Annotated in this window: 23 protein-coding genes and 1 riboswitch; of the genes, 9 read left to right on the forward strand and 14 right to left on the reverse strand. The window is 57.3% G+C overall.

Annotated elements, in window-relative coordinates:
- The first annotated feature begins 4 nt into the window (after positions 1-4).
- The 3 genes from BUA39_RS06610 (at position 5) to BUA39_RS06620 (ending at position 3,081) form a co-directional block, all read left to right on the forward strand.
- Positions 5-940 carry a threonine-phosphate decarboxylase gene (locus tag BUA39_RS06610; protein WP_072792119.1) on the forward strand — a complete coding sequence of 312 codons (936 nt, stop codon included), beginning with the start codon at positions 5-7 and terminating at the stop codon, positions 938-940.
- A 1-nt stretch (position 941) separates the two neighbouring features.
- On the forward strand, positions 942-1,847 hold the full coding sequence (gene cbiB / locus BUA39_RS06615) for an adenosylcobinamide-phosphate synthase CbiB (protein WP_072792121.1): 906 nt from the start codon (positions 942-944) through the stop codon (positions 1,845-1,847).
- 64 nt (positions 1,848-1,911) lie between these two features.
- Positions 1,912-3,081, forward strand: a complete 1,170-nt coding sequence (locus BUA39_RS06620; protein WP_072792122.1) for a lytic murein transglycosylase — start codon at positions 1,912-1,914, stop codon at positions 3,079-3,081.
- Positions 3,082-3,103: 22 nt separating this feature from the next.
- On the opposite strand, the gene BUA39_RS06625 is transcribed toward BUA39_RS06620, so the two are convergent.
- The 3 genes from BUA39_RS06625 to smc form a co-directional block, all read right to left on the reverse strand.
- On the reverse strand, positions 3,104-3,550 hold the full coding sequence (locus tag BUA39_RS06625; RefSeq protein WP_072792124.1) for a DUF2306 domain-containing protein: 447 nt from the start codon (positions 3,548-3,550) through the stop codon (positions 3,104-3,106).
- Between the two features lie 30 nt (positions 3,551-3,580).
- Positions 3,581-3,886, reverse strand: coding sequence for a DUF4389 domain-containing protein (locus BUA39_RS06630; RefSeq protein ID WP_072792125.1), 306 nt, complete (start codon positions 3,884-3,886; stop codon positions 3,581-3,583).
- A 119-nt stretch (positions 3,887-4,005) separates the two neighbouring features.
- On the reverse strand, positions 4,006-7,461 hold the full coding sequence (gene smc / locus BUA39_RS06635) for a chromosome segregation protein SMC (RefSeq protein WP_072792127.1): 3,456 nt from the start codon (positions 7,459-7,461) through the stop codon (positions 4,006-4,008).
- A 211-nt stretch (positions 7,462-7,672) separates the two neighbouring features.
- A riboswitch (cobalamin riboswitch) is annotated at positions 7,673-7,870 on the forward strand.
- A 38-nt stretch (positions 7,871-7,908) separates the two neighbouring features.
- On the opposite strand from smc, the gene BUA39_RS06640 reads away from it, so the two are divergent.
- Complete coding sequence (locus BUA39_RS06640; protein ID WP_072792129.1) at positions 7,909-8,079, forward strand: CbtB domain-containing protein; 171 nt, start codon at positions 7,909-7,911, stop codon at positions 8,077-8,079.
- Between the two features lie 18 nt (positions 8,080-8,097).
- A complete protein-coding gene (locus tag BUA39_RS06645; RefSeq protein ID WP_072792130.1) occupies positions 8,098-8,787 on the forward strand; it encodes a CbtA family protein in 690 nt (229 codons plus the stop codon).
- Between the two features lie 49 nt (positions 8,788-8,836).
- Here the strand turns inward: BUA39_RS06645 and BUA39_RS06650 are convergent, their stop codons facing one another.
- A complete protein-coding gene (locus tag BUA39_RS06650; RefSeq protein ID WP_072792708.1) occupies positions 8,837-9,184 on the reverse strand; it encodes a DUF1636 family protein in 348 nt (115 codons plus the stop codon).
- 81 nt (positions 9,185-9,265) lie between these two features.
- On the opposite strand from BUA39_RS06650, the gene BUA39_RS06655 reads away from it, so the two are divergent.
- Positions 9,266-9,721 carry a GNAT family N-acetyltransferase gene (locus BUA39_RS06655; RefSeq protein WP_072792132.1) on the forward strand — a complete coding sequence of 152 codons (456 nt, stop codon included), beginning with the start codon at positions 9,266-9,268 and terminating at the stop codon, positions 9,719-9,721.
- 17 nt (positions 9,722-9,738) lie between these two features.
- On the opposite strand, the gene BUA39_RS06660 is transcribed toward BUA39_RS06655, so the two are convergent.
- Together BUA39_RS06660 and BUA39_RS06665 are read right to left on the reverse strand one after the other, a co-directional pair.
- Entirely contained in the window at positions 9,739-10,152 is a 414-nt protein-coding gene (locus tag BUA39_RS06660; RefSeq protein ID WP_072792133.1) for a hypothetical protein, read from the reverse strand.
- Positions 10,153-10,205: 53 nt separating this feature from the next.
- Positions 10,206-11,417, reverse strand: coding sequence for an aminotransferase-like domain-containing protein (locus BUA39_RS06665; protein ID WP_072792135.1), 1,212 nt, complete (start codon positions 11,415-11,417; stop codon positions 10,206-10,208).
- A 164-nt stretch (positions 11,418-11,581) separates the two neighbouring features.
- Between BUA39_RS06665 and BUA39_RS06670 the strand changes: the two genes are divergently transcribed.
- Positions 11,582-12,352, forward strand: a complete 771-nt coding sequence (locus tag BUA39_RS06670) for an FCD domain-containing protein (RefSeq protein ID WP_072792136.1) — start codon at positions 11,582-11,584, stop codon at positions 12,350-12,352.
- 76 nt (positions 12,353-12,428) lie between these two features.
- Here BUA39_RS06670 and BUA39_RS06675 read toward each other — a convergent pair whose 3' ends face one another.
- The 6 genes from BUA39_RS06675 to BUA39_RS06700 all read right to left on the reverse strand — a co-directional run bounded on the left by BUA39_RS06675 (position 12,429) and on the right by BUA39_RS06700 (position 16,106).
- Positions 12,429-12,986, reverse strand: a complete 558-nt coding sequence (locus BUA39_RS06675; protein WP_072792138.1) for a F0F1 ATP synthase subunit B — start codon at positions 12,984-12,986, stop codon at positions 12,429-12,431.
- A 5-nt stretch (positions 12,987-12,991) separates the two neighbouring features.
- Complete coding sequence (locus tag BUA39_RS06680; RefSeq protein ID WP_072792139.1) at positions 12,992-13,534, reverse strand: F0F1 ATP synthase subunit B'; 543 nt, start codon at positions 13,532-13,534, stop codon at positions 12,992-12,994.
- Between the two features lie 82 nt (positions 13,535-13,616).
- A complete protein-coding gene (locus tag BUA39_RS06685; RefSeq protein WP_022572950.1) occupies positions 13,617-13,841 on the reverse strand; it encodes a F0F1 ATP synthase subunit C in 225 nt (74 codons plus the stop codon).
- 83 nt (positions 13,842-13,924) lie between these two features.
- Positions 13,925-14,632 (reverse strand): F0F1 ATP synthase subunit A, encoded by a 708-nt coding sequence (locus BUA39_RS06690; protein WP_423219936.1) that lies wholly within the window; start codon positions 14,630-14,632, stop codon positions 13,925-13,927.
- A gap of 53 nt (positions 14,633-14,685) precedes the next feature.
- Positions 14,686-15,015, reverse strand: a complete 330-nt coding sequence (locus BUA39_RS06695; protein ID WP_072792710.1) for an AtpZ/AtpI family protein — start codon at positions 15,013-15,015, stop codon at positions 14,686-14,688.
- A gap of 185 nt (positions 15,016-15,200) precedes the next feature.
- On the reverse strand, positions 15,201-16,106 hold the full coding sequence (locus BUA39_RS06700) for a DMT family transporter (RefSeq protein WP_072792142.1): 906 nt from the start codon (positions 16,104-16,106) through the stop codon (positions 15,201-15,203).
- Positions 16,107-16,233: 127 nt separating this feature from the next.
- On the opposite strand from BUA39_RS06700, the gene BUA39_RS06705 reads away from it, so the two are divergent.
- The gene (locus tag BUA39_RS06705) at positions 16,234-16,596 is read left to right on the forward strand and encodes an ArsR/SmtB family transcription factor (RefSeq protein ID WP_072792144.1); all 363 of its coding nucleotides are present in this window, start codon (positions 16,234-16,236) and stop codon (positions 16,594-16,596) included.
- Here BUA39_RS06705 and BUA39_RS06710 read toward each other — a convergent pair.
- Positions 16,575-17,471, reverse strand: a complete 897-nt coding sequence (locus BUA39_RS06710; protein ID WP_072792145.1) for a LysR family transcriptional regulator — start codon at positions 17,469-17,471, stop codon at positions 16,575-16,577. The two genes, BUA39_RS06705 and BUA39_RS06710, sit on opposite strands and share 22 nt — an antisense overlap.
- A 120-nt stretch (positions 17,472-17,591) precedes the next feature.
- Between BUA39_RS06710 and BUA39_RS06715 the strand changes: the two genes are divergently transcribed.
- A complete protein-coding gene (locus tag BUA39_RS06715; protein WP_072792147.1) occupies positions 17,592-18,137 on the forward strand; it encodes an FMN-dependent NADH-azoreductase in 546 nt (181 codons plus the stop codon).
- Positions 18,138-18,196: 59 nt separating this feature from the next.
- Here the strand turns inward: BUA39_RS06715 and BUA39_RS06720 are convergent, their stop codons facing one another.
- A complete protein-coding gene (locus tag BUA39_RS06720) occupies positions 18,197-20,266 on the reverse strand; it encodes an ATP-binding protein (RefSeq protein WP_165610491.1) in 2,070 nt (689 codons plus the stop codon).
- Positions 20,267-20,507: the final 241 nt, after the last annotated feature.

A 20,507-nucleotide genomic window follows, 5' to 3' on the forward strand; every position in this document is an offset into this window, starting at 1 on the left:
CCCGATGCAGGAAAGAGATCACGGTGGCGGATTGGACGCAGCCATCACCCGTTGGGGCGGGGATCGGTCGACGTGGATTGACCTGTCGACCGGCATCAACCCGGAGCCTTACCCCCTGCCTAGCTTCACGTCAGAGGCATGGACCGCCCTGCCCGACAAAGCTGCGCAGGCGCGCTTGATCGAGGCGGCGCGTTCATTTTGGAATGTACCGGCTGAGGCCGACATCCTTGCCGCGCCGGGTGCGTCAAGCCTGATCGCCCGCATGCCACAACTGTTTGAGCGTCAGACCGTCGATATCCCGAAACCAACCTACAATGAACACGCCGCAGCCTTTGCGGCTCAGGGCTGGGTCGAAGCGCCCGATGCACCGGTGCGTGTTCTGGTGCATCCGAACAATCCCACGGGCCAGCTTTGGAGCCGGGACGACCTGACTGCACCGATCACAGTGATTGACGAAAGCTTTTGTGACGTCACGCCAGAGAATTCTTTGATTTCGGAGTCGACCAAACCCAGCCGGATTATCCTAAAGAGTTTCGGTAAGTTCTGGGGATTGGCTGGGCTGCGGCTGGGCTTTTTGATTGGCGCACCTGACACCATCCAAAAAATGCGCGATATGATTGGGCCGTGGGCGGTCTCTGGCCCGGCGCTGGAAGTCGCGACATTGGCCTTGCTGGATCAGGATTGGGCAACAGAATCACGTGCGCGTTTAGCAAAGGACACGTCGCGTCTTGATGGCCTGATGACCTCTGCGGGTGCAGTGGTTGCAGGCGGATGCGATCTCTTCCGTCTCTATGAGGTGGACGACGCCCAAACATGGCATGACCGCTTGGGCGAAAACCATATCCTGACGCGCATCTTCCCCTATTCAAAAACCTACCTGCGACTTGGCTTTCCTGCCAAAAGGGACTGGTCGCGCCTAGAAGCTGCGTTGAAGGTGTAGCATGGGAACCGCAACCATCCTCTGTCTGGCCATGTTGCTGGATGCCGCTTTCGGAGAGCCTAAGTGGCTTTGGGATCGCCTACCCCACCCCGCTGTCCTGATTGGGCGCGCGATCGGCTGGGCGGATCGCCAATTGAACACCGGCGACGCGCGCGCCAAGGGTATATTGCTTGCGATTGGATTGGTGCTTGGTGGTTGGATTTTGGGTAGCGTAATCGAAGCATTCGGCGCAATATTCACGATTGTTGCCGCCGCTATTCTGATTGCCCAGCGCTCATTGGTTGATCACGTGAAAGCAGTTGGGCAAGCGCTGCGGCAGTCAGAGGATGCAGGCCGGACTGAGGTTGCCAAAATCGTTGGCCGCGACACCCGCGACATGTCCGAAGCAGATATCGCCCGCGCTGCGATTGAAAGCGGGGCAGAGAACCTTTCGGATGGTGTGATCGCACCGATCTTTTGGTTTCTGATCGCAGGTCTGCCAGGTTTGCTGGTCTACAAAGCCGTCAATACGGCGGATTCCATGGTGGGCTACAAGAATGAGAAATACGAAGATTTCGGCTGGGCGTCGGCCCGTCTGGATGATCTGCTGAATTGGGTGCCTGCCCGGCTGACGGCGCTCTTGATCATGGCGAGCAGCGGCCAGTTCAAAGGTTGGTCGGATATCCGCGACGATGCCGCGCTGCACCGCAGCCCCAACGCAGGCTGGCCCGAAGCCGCCATGGCGCGTGTGCTGGATATCGCGCTTGCCGGACCCCGATCCTACGACGGGGAGATGCAGGTCTTCCCCTATGTCAACGAAGGCGGCAAACAGGCGCTTGGCAGCAATGACATCGACCGTGCCTGCACCGTGCTTTGGCGCAGCTGGGGGATTATGCTGGCAATAGTCTGCCTGATCGCGTTGAACTGACGGTTGAGGTTGCGCCCAAGGCTGTTAGTCTGCGCGCAACGGATGTTTTTTTGACGAGGATGCGATGCGTTTTGCCCTGACCCTTGCGGGCGTTTGCCTGTCTGCGACCACTGCTTTTGCCAATGTGCCCTGTGGCGGTTCCTTTTCCGGCTTCGTGAATGACCTCAAGGCAGAGGCGCGTTCGATGGGGCATTCGCGCAAGTCGGTCGACAGCTTCTTTGCCTCGGTCGCGCAGGACCAAGCCACGCTTAAGGCCGACCGCGCACAGGGCGTTTTTCAGCGCCCGTTTTTGGACTTTTCTCAGCGTCTGATCAGCTCGCATCGTTTTAATACGGGCAAATCCAAGGCCCAGCAGCACGCCAACACCTTTGCCCGGATCGAACGTGACTATGGCGTGTCACGTGGGGTCTTGCTGGCCTTCTGGGCGTTTGAGACTGATTTCGGCGGCTTCCAGGGCGATTTCAACACGCTGAATTCCTTGGTCACCCTGGCGCATGATTGTCGTCGGCCAGAGCTGTTCCGCCCGCAGGTCTTTGCCGCACTTAAACTTTATGAAAGCGGCGACTTTTCCCCCACCGGCACCACCGGCGCATGGGCTGGTGAAATTGGCATGGTGCAGATGCTGCCCGAGGATATCATCGTGAACGGTGTGGACGGCGACGGCGACGGCAAAGTCAGCCTCAAGACCTCTGCCACCGACGCGCTGATGTCAGGCGGCAAGATGTTGCAGCACCTCGGCTGGAACAAAGGCCAGCCTTGGCTGCAAGAGGTCACGGTGCCCGCCAATCTGGATTGGTCCCTGTCGGGGCTTGGCACCAAAATGCCCGCGCGCGATTGGGCCAAGCTGGGCGTCTCGCCGCGGCAAGGCAAGCTTGCTAACCTGCCCGCATCGCTGATTTTGCCGCAGGGGCACAAGGGCCCGGCGTTCCTCGCCTATCCGAATTTCGACGTCTATTTTGAATGGAACCAAAGCTTCGTTTACGTCACCACTGCAGCCTATTTCGCAACACGGCTGGAAGGGGCGCCCGCCTATAACGCTGGCAATCCAGACACCGGCTTGGACGGGCAACAGATGAAGCAATTGCAGCGCAAACTGCAGGCCAAAGGGTACGATGTCGGCGACGTTGACGGGATCTTGGGTGCGAAGACGCGGGACGCGGTTCAGGCAGAGCAAAAGCGTCTTGGGCTGCCTGCAGACGCTTGGCCAACCCCAGAGTTGCTGCGCAGACTCTAAGCGCCCAAACACCAGTTCGGTTTCAACCGCCTCTCACCGCTTTGCCGAAATCGAACCGGACGGCGACCAACCCAACGGCGAGGAATGTCAGTGCGATGGCGGGCCATGGCGCATAGCCCAGCGCCGTTGCCCCTTGCCCCAAACCAGCGGCCACGACACCTCCGAAGGTCCAGAGCATAACATGACCATGCATGATGCGACGCCGGGTAGACACACCCGGCCACCGCAAAAGGGCAATTGCTGCGAAAAGCGATATCAAACTGACGATGGCGAGGTAATGAAAGATGCCAAGCGTCGCTGAATCTTCGTAAATCCCAAACACAGCCAAGTTCGAAACAACCATCATGGCAACAAAGATGCGCCCCAATCTTTTATGAGACCCCGTGCCCTTCCGCGTTGCAAAAACACGCACCCCGATGACAAACACCGAGATCATCAAAGTCAGGTGCAGCACACCTAAGATCGTCATGGGTTATTCTTTTGTGTCCGGGACAACGGGCTAGTCAAGTTCCGTCCAAGGCCACGGCTTCACGTTGCTGGCCGCCGTCTGGTACCGCGCGGCTTTGGCGACCCAGATCCCAAGGTCCGTGCCAAAATCAGCAAGGCGTTCGTTGGGCTGTTTATTGATCAGCATGACGATAAATTGCAGTACAGCTGCCACCCCCAGCACGGTTTGCGCCATAGAAATCATAAAGGCGATCAGCAGCATATAAACCAGCCGCAGAAAAATGGGGTCCACGGTCTCTGGCTCAAATTGCTCACCGTGAATACGGCCGCTTACCTTGTCTTCGTCTGACTCTGCCATGTGGTTCACTGGCTCCCGGAAATATTGTTTTCTATTGGTTCTTAGCCGCATGACGCGTCTTAAGACACTAGCAATATCTGTCTTGTCAGGCTTTGGTTCAAGTCACGGAGACCTGCCAATTAGGCAACCAGTTTCTCAGCAACTTTCAGATCAACGCTGACCAGCTGACTGACGCCTTGCTCTTGCATGGTGACACCAAACAAACGGTCCATCCGCGCCATGGTCACCGCGTGGTGGGTGATGATCAGGAATCGCGTATCAGTTTGGCGGCACATCTCGTCCAAAAGGTCACAGAACCGCGTGACGTTTGCATCATCCAGCGGCGCGTCGACCTCATCCAGCACACAGATCGGCGCGGGGTTCGCAAGGAAGACCGCAAAAATCAGCGCCATCGCCGTCAGGGTCTGCTCCCCGCCAGACAAAAGCGACAGGGTCGAGAGTTTTTTGCCGGGCGGCTGGCACATGATCTCTAGCCCCGCGTCCAGCGGATCGTCGCTTTCGACCAGAACCAGATTGGCTTCCCCTCCGCCAAAGAGATGTTTGAACAGCATAGAGAAATTGCTGTTTACCTGTTCAAAGGCGGTCAAAAGCCGCTCGCGGCCTTCGGAGTTCAGGCTGGCAATGCCCGACCGCAGCGTGCGAATGGCTTCTTCAAGGTCTTGCTTTTCCGTCACCAAGGTCGCGTGCTCTTCCTGCACTTCACGGCTGTCTTCTTCGGCGCGCAGGTTCACGGCCCCAAGCGCATCGCGCTGGCGTTTCAAGCGGTTTACATCGGCCTCAATCGTATGACTGGGCGGCATGTCCTCTGGGGCCGTATCAAGGCTTTCCAAAAGGGCTGTCGGCGTCAGGTCCATTTCATCGCGAATGCGTTCAGCGGCACTGGTAACGGTTTCTTTCGCCGCATCGGTCAGCGCCTCGGCACGCGCGCGGGCTTCGCGCGCTTCGGAGGCAGCGCGCTCTGCTTCGCGTTCGGTTTGCTCTGCCGTGCGCATGGCCTGTTCGCCTTCTGCCAACGTGTCGGATGCCTTGCGGCAGCGCGCCTCGGCGGTTTCAATTGCCGTGGTCAGTTCGGCACGTTTGGCCGCGATTTCGTCGGGGGCGAGTTCTGCGTCGCTGAGTTCCTGTTCTGACGCAGCCTTGCGTTCGGCCAATTCGCCGCTGCGTTTTTCAGCGGTCTCTAGGCGGTGCCGCCAGCCCGAAATTTCTTTGGTCACCTGTTGGCTGCGCCCAAGGCGGGCCTCGCCTTCGCGGCGGACCTCATCGTGGGCCGAGCGTTTCGACATCATGGTGATCCGCGCAGCTTCGACTGTCATCTTGATGTCTTCGACCTTGGCGCGGGCAGCATCCAGATTGCCCAGACTCTGCAGGGCGCGCTCGGCCTCTTGAACACGGGCGCGGGTTTCCCGTGCCTCATCCTCGTGGCGGCGCACCGCATCACCGAGAGTTTCCAGCCGACCCGCAGCCAAATTGCGATCTGCTTCGGCGCGGCTGAGGGCACGGGCGGCATCGGCCACAGCTCGGTCAGCAATCTTGCGTGCTTCGCGCGCGCGGCGGTCTGCCTCTGACAGGTCGGCCAATCGCGTTTGCAGCGCTTCATGCGCCTGCACGGCCCCGTCTGCGCGGGCGGTGGCGCGGGCCAGTTCTTGTTTCAGTTCTTCAAGCCGGTTGAGTTGCTGTAGCCGCAAGGCCGCCGCACTTGGCGCATCCTCAGCCCAGGCGCGGTAGCCATCCCAGCGCCAAAGATCGCCTTCGAGTGACACAAGCCGCTGCCCCGGTTTCAAAAGGGGTTGCAGCGCCATCGCGTCTTCGGTCGCGACAAGCCCGATCTGGCTCATCCGGCGTTCCAGAACCTCTGGCACCGAAACGTGCTGCACCAAAGAGGTCACGCCCTCAGGCAGGGGCTGGTTATCATCATAAGGCGGCAACACGTGCCAGCCAGATGGGCCGTCTTCATCCACTTCAGGCGCGCGCAAATCATCCGCCAGCGCAGCACCAAGCGCCTTTTCAAAGCCCTGCTGGACCTGCAGCCGGTCAAGAATTTGCCCGCCCTCGGCTGTGTCGCGCTCCAGCAATTTCGCCAGTGCGGTGACCTCGGCACGCAAGGCGTTGAGCTCGCCTTCGGCCTCAGACCGTTCAGCGCGGGCGTCCGCTTCGCGCGATTGAGTTTCTGCGCGGGCCTCTTCGGCGAGTGTCAGCGCTTCTTCGACCTCTGCGGCCTGCTTGACCGCGGCGGTTTCGGCAGATTGGGCCGAGGCGAAATCTGTTTCCGCCTTGGCAAGCGCTGCTTGGCTGGTCTCAACCGCTTGCCGGGCTTTGCTAGCCTCTGTCTCGCTTTTCTCCTGCTGACGCTGTGTGTCCTGCAACAGCCGCTGCGCCGATTGGTGCCGGGCGGCAAGGCGGGCAACGTCTTCGGTCAACTCCGAAAGGTCGCTTTCCCGCTCCTGCAACATTGCCGCAGCCTCGCGTGCGGCATTCGCGGCTTCTTCAAGCCGTTCATCATGGCCGACAGAGGCCTTGATCAGCTCACGCTGTTCCCATTCCAATTGCTGGATGGTTTCACCGGCGTCGCGGTTCAGCCCGCTTTCCCGGTCGATATCCTTGGCAAGCTGCTCGATCCGGTTGGTGAGCGTCACGATGATCTGGCGGGCGTGATCCTCTTGGTCTTTCAGACTGTCGCGCTGGACTTGCAGACGCTGTAAAATTGCGGCGGCTACGGCTTCTTCTTCGCGCAGCGGGGGCAGTTTTTCATCCTGCGCCTCGCGGGCTTTGGCGGCAGCGCGCGCGGCGGTTTCACCCTGTGCGGCGGCCACAGTGCGTGCACGCAGTTCCTCATCGGCCCGCACCCGCGCTTCTTCTGCTTCGCGCCACCGGCGATAGAGCAACATGCCTTCGGATTGGCGCAGTTCCGCACCGATGGCTTTGTACCGCGCAGCTTGGCGGGCTTGGCGGGCAAGGCTTGAGAGTTGACTGGCGAGTTGTTCGATCACGTCGTCGACGCGTGTCAGATTGGCTTCGGCGTTCTTGAGTTTCAGTTCTGCTTCATGGCGCCGCTGGTAAAGTCCAGAGATCCCCGCCGCCTCTTCAAGAATACGCCGCCGCGCTTTAGGTTTTGAGTTGATCAGTTCAGCAATCTGCCCCTGCCGCACCAAAGCAGGAGAATGCGCACCAGTTGAGGCATCTGCAAACAGCATCTGCACGTCGCGCGCGCGCACGTCCTTGGTGTTGACCTTATAGGCCGACCCGACATCGCGCGTGATGCGACGCGTGATTTCCAGATTGTCGTCATCGTTGAAGCCTGCGGGCGCAAGGCGTTCGCCATTGTCGATCTGCAAGGCAACTTCGGCAAAGTTGCGCGCGGGGCGGGTTGCGGCCCCGGCAAAGATCACGTCTTCCATCCCGCCGCCGCGCATGGCGGTCGGGCGATTTTCCCCCATGACCCAGCGCAGCGCTTCCAAGAGATTCGATTTGCCACAGCCATTTGGCCCTACGACCCCTGTCAGACCATCGGCGATGATCAGATCGGTTGGGTCTACAAAGCTTTTGAACCCCGTCAGTCTCAGCTTGGAAAAGCGCAAATGGCAAAGCCCCTTGATTCCTTATCCCTTGAGAGTGCGAAGTCAGCCCCCCCTAAGTCAACGGTTTTCCCCTGAATATGGGGCAATTTCGCGACTTATCCACAATATATTGCGGCTAGCAGCCCCAGCAGGGCCGCCAAATATTTCATCGTGACGCCGCGAATGGTTCTAGAATCGTCGCGAAACGCCTTGACCAAAGGGCCTGTTCCCGTCCAAACAGGGGCATCATGGTCCGTGCCTTACCAAGCATGGATAATTGGGAATGAGGAAAGGCAATCGCCCCTGCCTCAGCCGCCCCCGCGACTGTGAGCGGAGAGCGTCCTTGCAAAAGCCACTGGGGTTTCCCCTGGGAAGGAGCAAGTCGCCGTGACCCGCGAGCCAGGAGACCAGCCGTGATGAACGAAAACAACCCACCCGTCGGGTGTGACGGGCAAAGGAGAGACAGTTATGACCACTAAAACCGCAAGCATCGCAAGCGTACGTTCCGGCTTGGCCGCGTCCATTCTGGCACTGACCATCGGTGTCGCGCTGCTGACCGTATCCGGCATGGCGCAAGCGACCGTTCTGCATGACGCAGCGCACGATCAGCGTCACGCAATGGCATTTCCTTGCCACTAAGCTGACCGCCTCGTCACAATGACCAAAAATTTGCTGTCCAGCGCCTTGTTCGCTGGCCTGATTGCAGGGGCCGTAGCGGCCCTTCTTCAGTTCGTGTTCGTCATTCCTCTGCTGCTCGAAGGAGAGCTGTTTGAGGGCGGCGAACGTCTTCATTTTGTCATCGATGGGTCTCCGCAATCTGACCGTGGGTCTCCGGGGCTGGGCACCGAATGGGGCCGTCACGCGATGACGGTTGCCTTCAATCTGGTGACCTATACCGGCTACGGCCTGATCCTTGGTGCGATCATGTCGATGGCGCGCGAGATGCGGGGCATCGCTTTGACCGCCAAGTCCGGCATCATCTGGGGCCTTGCGGGTTTTGTTGCCGTGCAGCTTGCACCAGCCGTGGGCCTGCCACCGGAACTGCCCGGCACACCAGCGGCAGAACTTGGCCCGCGTCAGGTTTGGTGGGTCGCGACCATCCTCTGCACGGCAGTCGGTCTGGCACTGATTGCTTTTGCAGACAAAGGGATTGTGCAGATTGTGGGCGGCGTTTTGATCCTGTTGCCGCATCTTTTTGGCGCACCGCATCTGGACACTTATTTCGGCGTTGCCCCGCCGGAGCTATCAGCTGAATTTGCGGCCATTTCACTGGGCATGGCGGCCATTGGCTGGGCCTTGCTGGGCTATTTCACCGCTTACTTCCTTGTACGCGGCGAAGAGGCCTAAGCGACCCCAAACTAAAAGAACTCAAAAACGCTCGCTTCGGCGGGCGTTTTTATTTTGAGGGTAGATCGCTGGGAATACGCCCCACGAGGCAATGACGCAGCCGCCCGGCCGGCCGCGCATCGGTGATCTCTCCGCCTTTGGCGTCCTTATACAGGCGCGCCAACGCAGCGGCATCTTCAATGTCATCAGGGCGGAGATCACTGAACAGATAGGCGGTCTTGCCCGGCGCACGCAGTGCCAGCGACAACGGTGCATCACACATGTTCAGGCAGTCGACCAACTGCACCGTCACGCCCGCGCTGCTGAGTTTTTGCGCCAGATCTTTTGCAAATGCCGGACCGGGCTTTGCGCCGTCAGGCATTTGGCACGTGGCACAGATAAACACGATTTCGGTCACTTCACGGCCTTTCGATGCTTCGAACTGGACTAGGCGAGAATTCCCTGCAAAACAAGTCAAACGAAGTGGAGGAGGAAGCGCATGTCCAATATCACCGTCACCCGAGGCGATCCGCGTGCCCCTGAAGCGACGGCGCTTTTGCAGCAGAGCCATGCCCTAATGCAGGAACTGTTTGATCCTGAGGACAATCACTTCCTCGAGATCGACGCCCTATGCGCGCCGCATATCCATTTTTTTGTCGGCCATACCTTTGGCAAGATCATGGGCTGCGCAGCTCTGGCGAATATGGGCGACTATGGAGAGATCAAGTCGATGTTTGTTGATCCTGATGCGCGTGGAACGGGTCTGGCGGATGCTTTGATGAGTGCTTTGATCGAAGACGCAGAAGCGCAGGGGTTGCCTGTACTGAAACTAGAGACCGGTGATCTTTTGAAAGCGGCCCATAGGCTTTACGCGCGACAAGGGTTTATGGAATGCGAACCATTCGGCGATTACACAGCCAACAAATCTTCGATCTTTATGACCAAGACATTGTGACCAAAACGCTGGGCGGGTCAGAAACACTCTAGGCTGACATTGCGCCAGTCGCCCCAATGCGACGCCACGCTTTCCCCTTGGCAACGCAGCCCGCGTTTGCGCGGTGCTTTCCATGCGGCCCATTCCCCAGCGACGGGTCGCTTGGTGCAATCGAGTTGGCCCGTCAGTAAGGCAACATCGCCTTGGATTTCGGTCACCGAACAACCGCTTGCCGTTTCAATCGCGGTTTCAGCTTGGCGCGCGATGGTGCGGATGTCAGGCCGAGGTGCAAAGCTTGTTCGGATGGCCTGCGCCTGCGTTTCCGTGACATAGACAGAATACTGATTGCCGCCAATCACGTGCTTCGTCGCATCGGCATTCCGAAAGGCAGGGGCCGGAGAGTCACAGGCCAAAAGCGCCGTGCACACAGAAAAACAGAGAGGAAACCGCATGGTCCCTCTCTGCCAAATCTTGCTTAAGAAACTTCTAACTTCGAGGCTGGGTCTTAGAGAAGCCCCTTGATCACCGAACTCAGGCGGCGGATGCCTTCGCGGATGGTGGCTTCGTCAGCGCAGGAAAACGCGAGGCGCATGGTGTTCTTGCCGGTTCCGTCGGCGAAAAAGGCCTGGCCAGGGACAAAGGCGACTTTCTCGGTTTCCAAGGCGCGTTTGAACACCTCATTGGCTTCTAGATGCGCCGGCAGGGTGATCCAGACAAACATGCCGCCTTCTGGTTTGGTCCAAGAGACACCTTTGGGCATCATCTCTTCCAGTGCCGCCAGCATGGCATCGCGGCGCACGGAATAGACGCTGTGCAGCGTCGCGACGTGCTGATCGAAATGGGTTTCAGCAACGGTATTGATGGCCATCTGGTTGATCGTCGACACGTGCAGGTCCCCCGCCTGTTTCAGCAGCACCATTTGCGAAATCAGTGGCATCGCCCCGCACACCCAGCCGATCCGCAGCCCCGGTGACAGGGTTTTAGAAAAGCTGCCGCAATAGACAGTCCGGCAGTCTTCGATGCTGCCTTTACGCGCAATTTCAAGAGCAAGGATTGGAGGAATAACCTCGCCATCGTAGCGCAGTGACTGATAGGCCCCATCTTCGATGATCAGACAGTCAAGTTCATCTGCTAGATCGATCAGGTTCTCGCGCCCGCGCTGGTCGACGGTTTCCCCAGTTGGGTTGGCAAAATCTGCAGAGAGGTAAGCGAACTTCACGCGCCCGCCTTCGGCCTCGGCAGCGGCCGCAAAGTCAGCAGCCGAGCGATTGCCGTTGATGCTGAGTTTGTCATAGCGCGGCTCATATGCGTTGAAGGCCCCGAGCGCGCCCAGATAGGTCGGCCAGTTGATCAGCGCCGTGTCGCCCGGCGACAGCAGCATCTTGCCCAGATAATCAAGCGCCTGCTGCGAGCCAGAGGTGATCATAATATTGTCGACTGTGCAGTCGACACCCAGCTTTTGCATCTCTTTGGCCAGCCATTGGCGCAGCGGCTTATAGCCCTCACTGATGGAATACTGCAAAGCCGTCGCCGAGGTTTCAGCACTCAGGGCTGCTTGGTAAGCCGCGCCAAATTGCTCTGCTGGGAAGTAGCTTGCGTCTGGGATACCACCGGCAAACGAGATGATCCCCGGCTGATCAAGCAGCTTTAGAAGCTCCCGAATTTCAGAGGCCTTCATCCGCGATGTGCGGCGCGCAAATACATGTTGGAAGTCCATCGAATCCTCTCCCGTCAGACGCAATGGGCGGACAGTATGCTTGCCGAAATTAAAGTCAACTATTCTGTCCTAAATTCGAGTTTGCACGCGGCGTCACTTGCGGCGCAGAGGCTGACGTGGTCAAATGACCTGACCAATAACGACCAAGTGCCTTTCACCTCATCATGCCATTCCAAAAAGTCACCCCTGAAAAGCTGTCGACCTCTGTCGTGAAGCAGATCGAGCTTCTTATTCTGCGCGGCGTCCTGCGCCCCGGTGAGCGTTTGCCTGCTGAACGTGAACTCTCTGACAAACTCGGAGTTTCACGGCCTAGCCTTCGCGAGGCGATCTCAGAGCTGCAAGAGCGCGGCCTGCTAGCGGCCAAGGCCGGTGCCGGGGTGTTCGTGGCCGATGTGCTTGGCAATGCGTTCTCGCCTGCTTTGGTCAAATTGTTTGCAGCTCATGAGGAAGCGGTCTTTGACTACGTCTCCTTCCGCCGCGACATGGAGGGCCTCGCGGCAGAACGCGCGGCAATCTACGGGTCTGACACCGATTTGCAGGTGATCAATGCGGTGTTTGAAAAGATGCAGCAAGCCCATCCCAAACGGAACCCGGCAGACGAAGCACGGCTGGACGCGGATTTTCATCTGGCCATCATCGAAGCCAGTCACAATGTGATCATGCTGCATATGATGCGGTCGATGTATGACCTGCTGCGCGAAGGGGTGTTTTACAACCGGACCATGCTGTTCAAACACCGGGCCAGACGATCTGAGCTGCTAGAGCAGCACCGCTTGATCAATGACGCGTTGCAGGCACGGGATTCCAAAGGCGCGCGCGCCGCCGTCGAGGCGCATCTGACATTTGTGGAACGCTCGCTTGCTGACCACAGCAAATCGCTGCGCAATGAGTTGGTTGCTCAGCAACGGCTAGAACACGAAAGCGGACGTGCCTAGCACCGCGATCAGTCATTAAGACACAAAAAAACCCGGCCACTTGGACCGGGTTCTTTTAAATTATTCTAAGCGGAGCTTAGTGCAGCTTTGCGTCCACGTCAGCAATAGCCGCGTCGATCAGCTTGTTGCCGTCCGCAGCGGTCATGCCATCGGCGATGACTTGACGCGCAGCACTCACAGCAATCACGATTGCTTGGTCACGCACGTCTTTCACAGCAGATGCCTGAGCGGAAGCGATCTGATCTTCTGCCGCAGCCATACGGCGTGCGATCGAAGTTTTCAGGTCTTCTTTCGCCTGATCAGCCGCTGCCTGAGCGTCTGTCTTGGCTTGCGCCACGATGCGCTCTGCCTGTTCCTGTACTTCTTTTTGCTTACGCTCATAAGAGGCGAGGATGGTCTGCGCTTCTTCACGCAGCGCGCGGGCTTCTTCCAGTTCGGACTGAATGCCTTCGGCGCGCTTGTCCAACATCCCTGCCAGCATGCCTGGTACTTTGAAGTACACAAGAACCGCAATGAACAGCAGGAAGGCCAACAGAACGACGAAGTCGGTGTTGCCGAGTGAGAAGAACGGACCGGAGGCTGCAAAGGCAGGGGTCGCGGCGGTCAGGGCAAGAAGAGTAGCCAATTTACGCATGTCTCTTACCCTTTCATCCGTGTGTCTACCGCAGCTTCAACAGCTTTGGCATCCGCCTTGCCGCCCAGAGCGGAAACGATTTCTTTTGCCGTGTCGGCTGCAACTTCGCGGATGCTGTCGATAGCGCCTGCACGGATTTCGGCGATTGCCTTCTCCGATTCAGCTGCCTTGGCAGCGATCTCTGCGTCCGCTTTCGCGGTGGCTGCATCCAAGTCGGCCTGAATTTCAGCTTTCGCTTCGGCCACGATGCGTTGTGCTTCCGCACGAGCATCAACGAGCGCCTTATTATAGGCCTCTTCGGCTTCAGCCGCTTTCGCCTTCAGCTCTTCAGCTGCGGCGATGTCATTTGTAATTGTCCCCTGACGCTCGGCCAGAACCGCAGCAATGCGCGGCAGCGCGATGCGCGACAGGACGAAGTAGATCACAACAAGTGTGACCAAAAGCCAGAAAATCTGGTTGCCCCAGTTCGAGAAATCCAGCTGTGGCATGCCGGGAGCAGATGCAGCCTCTGCTGCGTGACCCGCGGCGGCGTGTGTATCAGTCGCCATAACGTCCTCCTGGGAACTTCCGTTTGATTACGGGTGGGGCGTCAAAGCGCGCCCACCCGCACGTAAGGATGGTTCCGCTAGATTAGACGGCGAACATCAGCAGAAGTGCAACCAGGAACGAGAAGATGCCCAGTGCTTCTGCGAACGCGATACCGATGAACAGTGTCGCTGTTTGGGATGCTGCTGCGGATGGGTTGCGCAGTGCGCCTGCCAGGTAGTTACCTGCAACGTTACCAACACCGATAGCTGCTGCGCCGGAACCGATTGCTGCAAGACCTGCGCCGATGTGTGCGAGTTGACCTTCCATGGTGAATTCTCCTTACGTTGGAAGTTTGGAATAAGTAGGTGAGTGTTCGACTTGTGCAGGCCGGGCTTCGGCCCGGCACATACTTAGTGCGATGGATGCAGAGCGTCCTTCAGGTAAACACAAGTCAGAATGGTGAAGACGTAGGCCTGGATGAAGGCCACGAGGACTTCAAGACCGTACATTGCAGTGATCGCGACGACGGACACCGGGGAAACCACGGCGATGGCAGCGAAGCCTGCAAAAACTTTGATAACCGCGTGACCCGCCATAACGTTGCCCGCCAAACGAATGGAGTGGCTGACAGGGCGCACGAAGTAAGAGATCAGTTCGATGATCGCCAGAATGGGGCGCAGTGCCAGAGGCGCAGAGCTGACCCAGAAGAGACCAAGGAAACCCAAACCGTTCTTGACGAAACCTACGATGGTCACAGTCAGGAACACCAGCAGTGCCAGAACCACAGTTACAGCGAAGTGCGATGTTGTGGTGAAGGACATCGGCAGAAGGCCAAGGAAGTTGGCGAAAACGATGAACATGAAAAGCGTCATGATATATGGGAAGAACTTCACAGCGTCTTTGCCGGCGACGTCTTCAACCATTTTGTAGACAAAACCATATGCCAGTTCCGCGATGGACTGACCACGGCCCGGCACGATTTTGCGGCTCGAGGTGCCGAAAACCATCAGCGCAACAACTGCAACAACCGCGAGGGCCATCCAGAGGGTCACGTTGGTGATGGTGAACATGCCAATAGCGTCACCACCAAACAGTGGCTTCACGATGAACTGATCCATCGGGTGGAAAACAAGGCCACCCTCTTCTGCGCCGTGTGCTTCGCTTGCCACGTCTAGTCCCTCTCATCCTTTTCGGCCTGTTCGGCCAATTGTTTCGCCTGGATTTCTTTCGCGCTGCGGATCATCACGTTGACCCCGGCGGCGAAACCCAAAAATATAAACAGAATTAGGAAAATCGGCTTAGTCCCGAACAGGGTGTCTAGCCCCAACCCAACTCCAAACCCGATCAAAAGACCGGCGACAAGCTCAATCACCATCCGCCAGGCCAGCTGTGCCTGAGAATAGTGTTCCTCCATGTGGTCTTTGGGTGCCTGGGTCTTTTTGACCGCCTCGATCCGTTCCTCAAGCTGCCTTAGGCGCTCTTTGTCTTCAGGATCGGTCACGCGCATTCCCACCGGTTGAACTTGCGCGCATTCCTAGGCGCGAGGGGGCCATGAGTCAATGTGAGTCTGGGCGCGAAATGACACAGGTGTAACTCATTGATATTTATAAAACTTCAGCGCAGATCGGCACAGATAATTTAGCCGTGAATTGCGGCTTATGCGCTGATCTGGCTAAAATCCAGTATTCAACTACCTGGTTGAATATCCCGCGGCCGAAAAATCCGCCCGTCCACAAAGAGCATCCCGAAGAAGATCACCACCATCCCGAGATACTGGATGAGGGCGAGAGTTTCATTCAGGATAAGCACGCCAAGCAGGACAGATGACACCGGCGCGATGAAGGTAATGGTCGAAGCCGTTGTGCCCCCGACCAGCGGGATCAGCCAGAACAAAAGGATGAAGGCCGCCGAGGTTAGAACAAACCCAATGGTGAAAAGCGCATACCATGTGGTGGCTTCTTGGATGACCGGAAGCCCTTCGCTGATCAACGTGGATGGCAGCAGCAAGATCGCCGCAAATGTCAGGGACCATGTGGTCAGTAGAACCCGGTCCATGCCATCCATCCAGCGGATCAGGTTCAGGGCAATCGCATAGCAAAGCGGCGCGCCCATGGTGGCAAAAAGCGCCAGCGGGTCGGACTCCCCCTGCCCTTGCAGCGCGGGAACGGCAAGCAGGACAATACCGCAAAACCCAAGGCCAACCCCGATGCTGCGCAGGGAGGTCATCTTTTCACCCTGTGGCCAAAGGTGACTGACAATGACAACCATGATGGGCGTCATGGCATTCACAACGCCTGCCGCGGAAGAGGTGATGTATTGTTGGGTCACCGGGTACAGCGTCAGCGGGATTGCGTATTGGAAGGCGCTAAAAAGGAGCAGCACGGTCAGATTGACGTTGCCAAGGCCGACGCGCCCGCCTTTGATCGACTTTCGCCCCAACAGCCAGATCCAGCAGCCAAGCGCGCCAAATGCAACCCGGCCGAGGCCAACGGTCAAGGGACCGAGTTCCCGCAGCAGAATTTCGTTGAAAAAGAAGGATGACCCCCACCCTGCCGCCAGAAGCAGAATGATGGCCCAATATCGCATTGGCATGGTGCAGTCTCATGGTCGAACTCGCGCCACTATGCAGGAGTTATAGACGAAGTCGACCCGTTTGTTGACCATGCGGTCAAATGATCAGTGCTTTCACTTGCCAACCGCAATCAGTAGGATCAGCGCAATGAGCGATCTGGATATCAAATTTGCGGCCCTCGCCGACGCCACCCGGCGCAGCATCCTGACAATGCTGCTCGAGGACGATATGGCTGTCACCGATGTGGCGGAACCATTTGATATGTCGCTTGCCGCGATTTCCAAGCACCTGATGATCCTCGCCAATGCGGGGCTGATCAGTCAGGAAAAGCGTGGGCGCGTGAAGTGGTGCAAGCTGGAACCTGACGCATTGAAAACCGCGAGCGTTTGGATGCAGGGCTTTGGCCAGTTTGAACCTGTGAACCTCGACGCCTTTGAAAGGTTCCTTGAAACGGAACTGCAAGACACGGCGACACAGGGTGAGGACGCTCAGCCGCAATCTTCTCCGTAGCACTTCCAATCTTTGGACCGCTGCTTGAGATAGGTCAGAAACGATTGCACTTTTACCGTGCGGTGCAGGTCCACATGGGTCACGAGCCACACTGCCCCATGCCAGACCGGATCTGCAGGCCAGACCTCTTCCAATTCGGAATAGTTGTGCTGATACCAACGCGGTAAAAATCCGATGCCCGCGCCGCTTAGAACAGCTTGCTCCATCGCATTGGCATCGGTCGCACGGAAAGTGATGTTTTCACGGGGCACGACGTTGCTGAGCCACTGCAAGAATGGCGCGCGGCTTTTCTCGTTGTCGTTGCCAACAAAGCGATGCTTGGTGAAATCCTCTAGGCTTTCGGGTTTGCCGTTTTGCGCCACGTAATCCTTTGTGGCAAACAGTCCGACCTCCATCTGAACCAGCGGCTGGACAACATTGTCAGGTTCCTGCGGTGTTGATCCGGCGCGGATGGCGACATGGGCCTCGCCATATTCCAGCCGAAAGACCCGGTCGTCGGTCAAATAGCGCACCATAAGGCCCGGATGCATGGCTTGAAATTCGGCCAAGACGGGCGTGACAAGCCGGGACATATTGGCAAGAGAAGTGACCACCAACTCACCGGAGACGTCATTTCCACGGCCTTTGATGCGGCCCTCAAGCTGGCCAAATTGGTCGTCTGTCGCCTGTCCGACCCGCATCATATCCTGCCCGGCTTCGGTTGGCGTATAGCCCCGTGCATGGCGTTGGAACAGCTTAACACCCAGCCGCGTCTCTAGCGCATCGATGTGCCGGATCACGGTCGCGTGGTGCACGCCCAGAACATCAGCGGCCCCGCTAACAGTCCCGTGGCGTGCAACCTGATAAGCCGTCCGAATTTCATCCCAATTGTCCATTTGGCGCCTCCGGCTCGCAACAGAGATGTGTGCGAAATCACACATCATGCGTTCATATTCTGATATTGTGTTTGAATTTGCAATGGCCAAATTTGTGTCATCAACCAAAGGAACTGTCTCATGACACATACTGTTCTACACATCGACGCCTCCGCCCGCGACAATGGGTCGGTGTCTCGCACGCTGTCTTCTCAACTGGTTGACAGCCTTCGCCCTGCGCAGGTTATCCGGCGCGACTTGAAAGACGGTCTCCCATTTCTGAGCGAAGATTGGGTCAGCGGAACGTTCACACCGGTCGCAGAGCGGTCCGACGCACAGAACGCCATCCTTTCTCAATCGGATATTCTGGTGGCAGAAGTCCAGGCCGCCGATACAATTGTCATCGGCACCCCAATCTACAATTTCAGCGTCCCGGCGGTTCTGAAAGCTTGGATTGACCAGATCGCACGTGCCGGCGTGACCTTTCGCTACACCGAGAACGGTCCGGAAGGGTTGCTATCTGGAAAGTCCGTGATTGTGGCGGTCGCGAGCGGGGGCGTGAAAATCGGCACTGACTACGATTTCGCGACGCCATATCTGAAATTCGCCCTTGGCTTTCTTGGCATCACCGACGTTCGGTTCGTCGATCAAGACAGCTTGGAAGAGCTTGGCTTGCAAGCGGCATAAAACTTCACCCGGAGCCTTGGCTTTAAGGCCAAGGCTCTGTCATCTCTCAAGTCGCCAATTTAGGCACGTTTGGGGATCTGCGCAGGCTCGTCATTTGCGACACGTTTGGCATCGGCACGTTGCAGGGTGAAGGTGAAGGAACTGCCTGCGCCCTCTTCGCTTTCCACCCAGATATCACCGCCATGCATTTCGACAATCTTTTTGGTGATCGCCATGCCAAGGCCGGTGCCTCCTGCCTTACGCGTAGAACTGCTGTCGACCTGCGAGAACTTATTGAACACCTGATTGAGGTGCGCCGCCGGGATGCCGCAGCCGGTGTCTGACACAGTTACATGCACGCGCGCACCCCGATCATCGGCAGAGATGCGAATGCCGCCTTCGTCGGTGAATTTAAAGGCATTCCCAAGAATATTGATAAAGACCTGCCGCAAGCGCAACTCGTCCGCTTCGACAAAGATGTCGCCAACTTCGCTTTCCAGGTAGAGCGACTTTGACTCTGCTTTTAATGAGAATTCCTCGATCAGGTCTTCGACCAGATGCGCCAAATTGATCGGCTCTTGGCTGAGGTCCATGCGCCCCGCTTCGATCTTAGAGAAATCAAGCACGTCATTGATCAGTGTCAGCAGGTGTTTCGCTGAGCGGTCAACCTTACCGGCAAGCGACTTCAGCGACGCCAGCAGCGCCTCGACTTCTAGCTTTATGTCCTCTGCTTCTGCGCCCTTGGCTTCGAGCGTGCTAAAGAGTTTCGTTGCCGCAGGCAGAAGCTCAGGTCGGCACAGAAATGGCGTGCCGCCCAGGACAACGGTTAACGGGGTGCGCAATTCGTGGCTCATCACATCCAAGAATTCCGATTTTGCGCGGTTGGCTGCCTCAGCCTCATCCCGCGCGTTCTTCAGTTCGGTGATATCAACCCGGAATCCAACCGTGCCGCCATCAGGCGTTTTCGCCTCAACAATCTTCAACCAACGCCCGTCATCAAGCTGTTGTTCAATGTTAACCCCACCAGCCTTATGGGCTGCAAGCCGCTCTCGTAGGAATTGGGACTCTCGGCCAATGGCTTCAGAGTATTGCTTGTGTTCAATCCCGAACCGGATGATCTCTTCAAAGGTGGCACCCGGCACCATCGCTTCGGCAGAAAGTGAATACATTTCTTTGTATTTGGTGTTGCACAGTACCAAACGATCATCGCGGTCATAATAAGCGAAACCATCATTGATGCTGTTCATCGCAGCGGTAAGCTTGGCGTCCGCACGCATCCGAAGCTGCACAAGCCGCATCACACCCCAAACCAAGATGATCAGCGCCATAGCGCTTAGCAAAAAGCCAAGCCGTGGGCTGAGGAACGTCACGTGCGAAACCGTCCAGCCATCTTTCGGCACCGCGCCAATGAACCAACTGCCATAGGGCAAATCGACATCAACCGTCACCGGATCATGCGCGAACAAGGATGGAGAGCCGCGAATGATGCCGCCACCGCTGCCAAGGCCATCCTTACCGCGCAAGGCGAGGTCAAAATCGACGTCATAGGCACCGACATTTTCAAGGATCGTGTCAAGATCGATCACCATCGAAACGATGCCCCAATCGCGTGGACCGAACGCGCCAAAGTCCGTTGTTTTTACAGCGCGCCTTGCAATTAAGGCCTGACCGCCCTGAATCAGATCAACAGGCCCGGCAATGACAACGTTATCCGCCGCCATCGCACGCTTAACCGCAGCCAACTGAGCAGGAATTTCGTTGTAATTTGACCCGATCACGGCCTGATTACCCTCGAAGGGAAAAACATCCGCCACAACGAGGTCGGGCGCCAACGCCACAAGCTTGAACTCTGGGATGTGCGAAAATGTCCGACGCGCGAAAGCGCGAAATTCTTCTTTGTCCACATCCGGATGCAACGAAATATGCGTTGCCAACGCATCAATGGCGAGTGAGTCGCGTAAGATCGCGTTCTCGATCCCTTGCGCGATCATATCGATTTCGGACTTGACCGATGCACGCATCTTTTCAATTTCGACGATCCGTGCTTCGCGTTCGTACAGCACCCATGTCGTTGCAGTGATCAGAATGATCACCGCAGCCGCCATGAAATAGCTGGCCGCCCAGGCCCATCTACCGCGTAATCTGTTCATCATTCAGCCTTTATGCTCGACTGGACAAATCATATTGTTCTTGCCTCGCTTCCATTTAAGGCATCTCGCGAAGTAGAATCAACTAAAGGTAGAAATTATCCTTACCTTTTCAGCATATTTGCCGAAAATCGCGGCCAAAATGTGACTGAATCCGACCCGGCCACGTCACTTTTCTAAGGATTCAAAGAGAATTTGCATTGGCAACAGCAGTTCAGAGGGATAATGCACACCAAAGGCGTGC

The organism is Cognatishimia maritima (genome assembly GCF_900129685.1).
Lineage (GTDB): Bacteria > Pseudomonadota > Alphaproteobacteria > Rhodobacterales > Rhodobacteraceae > Cognatishimia > Cognatishimia maritima.